This is a genomic window from Thauera sp. (assembly GCF_034003485.1).
GTDB lineage: Bacteria > Pseudomonadota > Gammaproteobacteria > Burkholderiales > Rhodocyclaceae > Thauera.
Genome location: NZ_JAVEYL010000085.1, coordinates 1 through 3,072 on the forward strand (window position 1 = coordinate 1; position 3,072 = coordinate 3,072).

4 protein-coding genes are annotated in these 3,072 nt (G+C 66.3%); 1 reads left to right on the forward strand and 3 read right to left on the reverse strand.

Annotated elements, in window-relative coordinates; translation table 11 throughout:
- The 3 genes from RBT54_RS18370 to RBT54_RS18380 all read right to left on the reverse strand — a co-directional run.
- Positions 1–539 (reverse strand): ribonucleotide reductase N-terminal alpha domain-containing protein (locus tag RBT54_RS18370; protein WP_413788478.1); only part of this gene is annotated, 539 nt, incomplete at its 3' end.
- Between the two features lie 214 nt (positions 540–753).
- Positions 754–1,608: an HDOD domain-containing protein gene (locus tag RBT54_RS18375; RefSeq protein WP_320368423.1), complete on the reverse strand. Its 855-nt coding sequence runs from the start codon at positions 1,606–1,608 to the stop codon at positions 754–756.
- Positions 1,609–1,634: 26 nt separating this feature from the next.
- Positions 1,635–2,630 carry a cation diffusion facilitator family transporter gene (locus RBT54_RS18380; RefSeq protein ID WP_277080255.1) on the reverse strand — a complete coding sequence of 332 codons (996 nt, stop codon included), beginning with the start codon at positions 2,628–2,630 and terminating at the stop codon, positions 1,635–1,637.
- Between the two features lie 183 nt (positions 2,631–2,813).
- Here RBT54_RS18380 and RBT54_RS18385 point away from each other — a divergent pair.
- Positions 2,814–3,072: twin-arginine translocation signal domain-containing protein (locus RBT54_RS18385; RefSeq protein ID WP_320368424.1), on the forward strand; the 259-nt coding region annotated here is incomplete at its 3' end.

Consider the following 3,072-nt stretch of genomic DNA (forward strand, 5'->3'; position numbering starts at 1 on the left):
CCGCGGCGCGCACCCGCCGACTCGACCGTCTCGCACGAGCGGTCGAACACGCGCATGTAGGACACCGGGCCGGAGGCGTTCGACGCCGTGCCCTTCACGAGCGCGCCCTTCGGGCGGATCGACGAGAAGTCGTAGCCGACGCCGCCGCCGCGGCGCATGGTCTCGGCGGCCTGGGCCAGCGCGGTGTAGATGCCGGGGCGGCCATCGACGGCCTCGGTCACCGAGTCGCCGACCGGCTGCACGAAGCAGTTGATCAGCGTGGCGGCCAGCGTGGTGCCCGCGGCGCTGTTGATGCGACCGGCGGGCACGAAACCCTTTTCCTGCGCTTCGAGGAACTTCGCTTCCCAGTGGGCGCGCTTGTCCTCGGCCTCGACCGCGGCGAGTGCGCGCGCGACGCGCTGGCGCACCTGGGCAACGGTCTGCTCGTCGCCTTTGGCATATTTCTCGATGAGGACTTCGCCCGAGATCTCCTGCATCGCCAGGTTGGCGGCGGTGGGCTTGACGTTGCCTTGGGTGGGTGCGCTGGTGGTCTCGCTCATGGTCTTTTTCTTCATCCGTGGGAGGTTCGTAAAACGGACTGAAGAATAGCGCCTAAACTGCGCGAGCGCAAAAAAATAAAACTGTTTAAAAACAGAGGCTTAATCGTTATGGTTGTGTTGCATTTAAAAAAACAATACTAGATCTAGTAGCAAAAGTTTGTTCGATTTTGCGCGAAAACCCAGTGTTTTTGCGGGTTTCGAGGTCTTTGGCGACCTAGCAGGGGGCGGACGAGAAGAACAGCGACAGGTAGGCCGCGAGGTTCAGCTCAGCCTCTTCGCGTAGCGTGGCGATGCATTCCGCATCGACATCGAGCAGATCCCACACCGTCTGGTCGATGCGTGCAGCGGTCTGTTCGCTCGACTCACCGAGCTTGTCCGCGGCAACGATGTGGCTGGCGAGATTGAGCGCTGCGGCATCGACGGCATGCTCTCCGCCCAGGCGCGGCAGCGTCTGCGCGCCGATGGCTTCGGCAAAGGCGCGGGGTACCCGCCAATGGTCCATCAGTGTCGCGCCGACCTCGGCGAAGTCGCAGCCGACGATCCGGCGTTCGACGAGGTGAAGGGGTTCGTCGCCCTGTTCGGCAATCGTTCGCGCTTCGGCGGCGAGCTCCGGCGCGGTCTGGAACAGCACCAGATGACCGATGTCGGCCAGCAGGCCGATCACGAAGCTGCGCTCCACCGCGACCGAGCCCGTGTGTTGCGCGATCGCGCGCGAAGCCAGGGCGCACAGCACGCTGTCGCGCCAGAAGCGGTTCATGTCGAGCTGTGCCGGGCGGATGCCGGCAAACACCGCATGCAGCGACATTGCCAGCACGAGGTCGTGCACCTGCTGCAGGCCGAGGATCTGCACCGCGCGCACGACATTGTCGATCTCGCCCCGATGGCCGTACATCGCGCTGTTTACCAGGCGCAGCAGCCGGGCAGTGAGGGCGGGGTCGGCCGACACCAGGCGCGCGACCTCGAATACCGATCCGTCCGGCGACTCGAGTTGCTCGCGCACGCGCTCGTACACCGTCGGCAGCGAGGTCAGGGCTTCGATCTGGCTGACCAGTTCCTGGGCTGAATGCATGGAGGGCTCCTGTTGCGTGCGGCCGATTATCCGCGATCGCTCATGACGCTGGAACGCCGCGGCGTGAACACGAGCGGCGCGGCAGGGGGCAGTTCGGGCTGGAGGGTGACGTGCTCGATGCCGAAACGCTCGCGCAGCAGTGCCTGTTCCGCCTCCAGCACCGTCTGCCACGCTTGCTCGCCGGTCAGCAGGATGTGTGCGGAAAGTGCGGTACGGCGCGAATCCAGGCTCCAGATGTGGAGGTCATGCACTGAACGCACGCCGGGCACCCCTGCCATGCCGCGGCCCACATCGGGCAGCGACAGGCCGTCGGGCACGCCCTCGAGCAGGGTGTGCAGCACGTTGCGCAGCAGCGACAGCGTGGAGAACAGGATCAGACCGCAGATCAGCATGGTCAGCAGCGGGTCGATCGGCGTCCAGCCGGTGAACTGGATGACGAGGCCGGAGGCCAGCGCCGCCACCGAGCCGAGCAGGTCGCCCATCACGTGCAGCAGCGCGCCGCGGGTGTTGAGGTCGCCCTCGCCGCGGGTCAGCAGCCAGGCGACGACCAGATTCAGCACGAGCCCGCCGAGTGCCACCAGCGTCACCATTTCGCCCGCGATCTCGCGCGGCTCGAGCAGGCGCAGCACCGCTTGCCACAGCAGCAGGGCCACCACCGCGAGCATGAACAGACTGTTGGCCAGTGCCGCGAGCGCCTCGACGCGGCGCAGGCCGTAGGAGTGGCGCGGACTCGTCGGGCGCAGCGCGATGCGTGCCGCAATTGCGGCCAGCCCGAGCGACAGTGCGTCGGTAACCATGTGCCCGGCGTCGCCCAGCAGTGCCAGCGAACCCGACCACCAGCCCGCCAGCGCCTCGACCGCGGCGAAGCCGAGGGTCAGCACCAGCGCCAGCGGCAGGTAGCGACTTGCGGCGTGGTCGTGATGGTGGTGCCCATGTCCATGCCCGCCATGTCCGTGTTCATGGTCGTGCGTATGGGAATGGTCGTGATCGTGGTGGTGTCGCGGGTCGTGCGTCGCTGCCATGCGTTGCGGCCTCTGCTGTGGATGACGTGATTATGCGGCGCACGACCGGTGGTGGCATACCGCCGGTTTGGGGCAGGGGCGCAATAGGTAAAACCATCTAGCCGGTTGCCTCATTTCCCCAATTTTTGTAGGGACATTGCGGGCCTAGAGTGGCAACCACGCCAATGGCACCTGGAGTCCGTCATGAAGTCCTGTTCCCCTCCCCAAGCAACCCCGGCCTCGCCCTCGCGCCGCAACTTCCTGCGTGGCGTGCCCGTGGTGACCGCCGCCGCCGCGGTGGCGCCGACCCCTGCCATCGCCAGCACCGGCAAGCACCAGTGGGCGATGCTGATCGACGTGCGCAAGTGCATCGGCTGCCAGGCCTGCACGGTGTCCTGCATCCAGGAGAACGCGGTGCCCGAGGGCAGCTTCCGCACCGTGGTGTCGACCTACAGCGTCAAGC

Excerpts from the sequence above, each read along its gene's own strand:
- RBT54_RS18375 (WP_320368423.1), bottom strand. The coding sequence starts at position 1,608 with ATGCATTCAGCCCAGGAACTGGTCAGCCAGATCGAAGCCCTGACCTCG.
- RBT54_RS18380 (WP_277080255.1), bottom strand. The coding sequence starts at position 2,630 with ATGGCAGCGACGCACGACCCGCGACACCACCACGATCACGACCATTCC.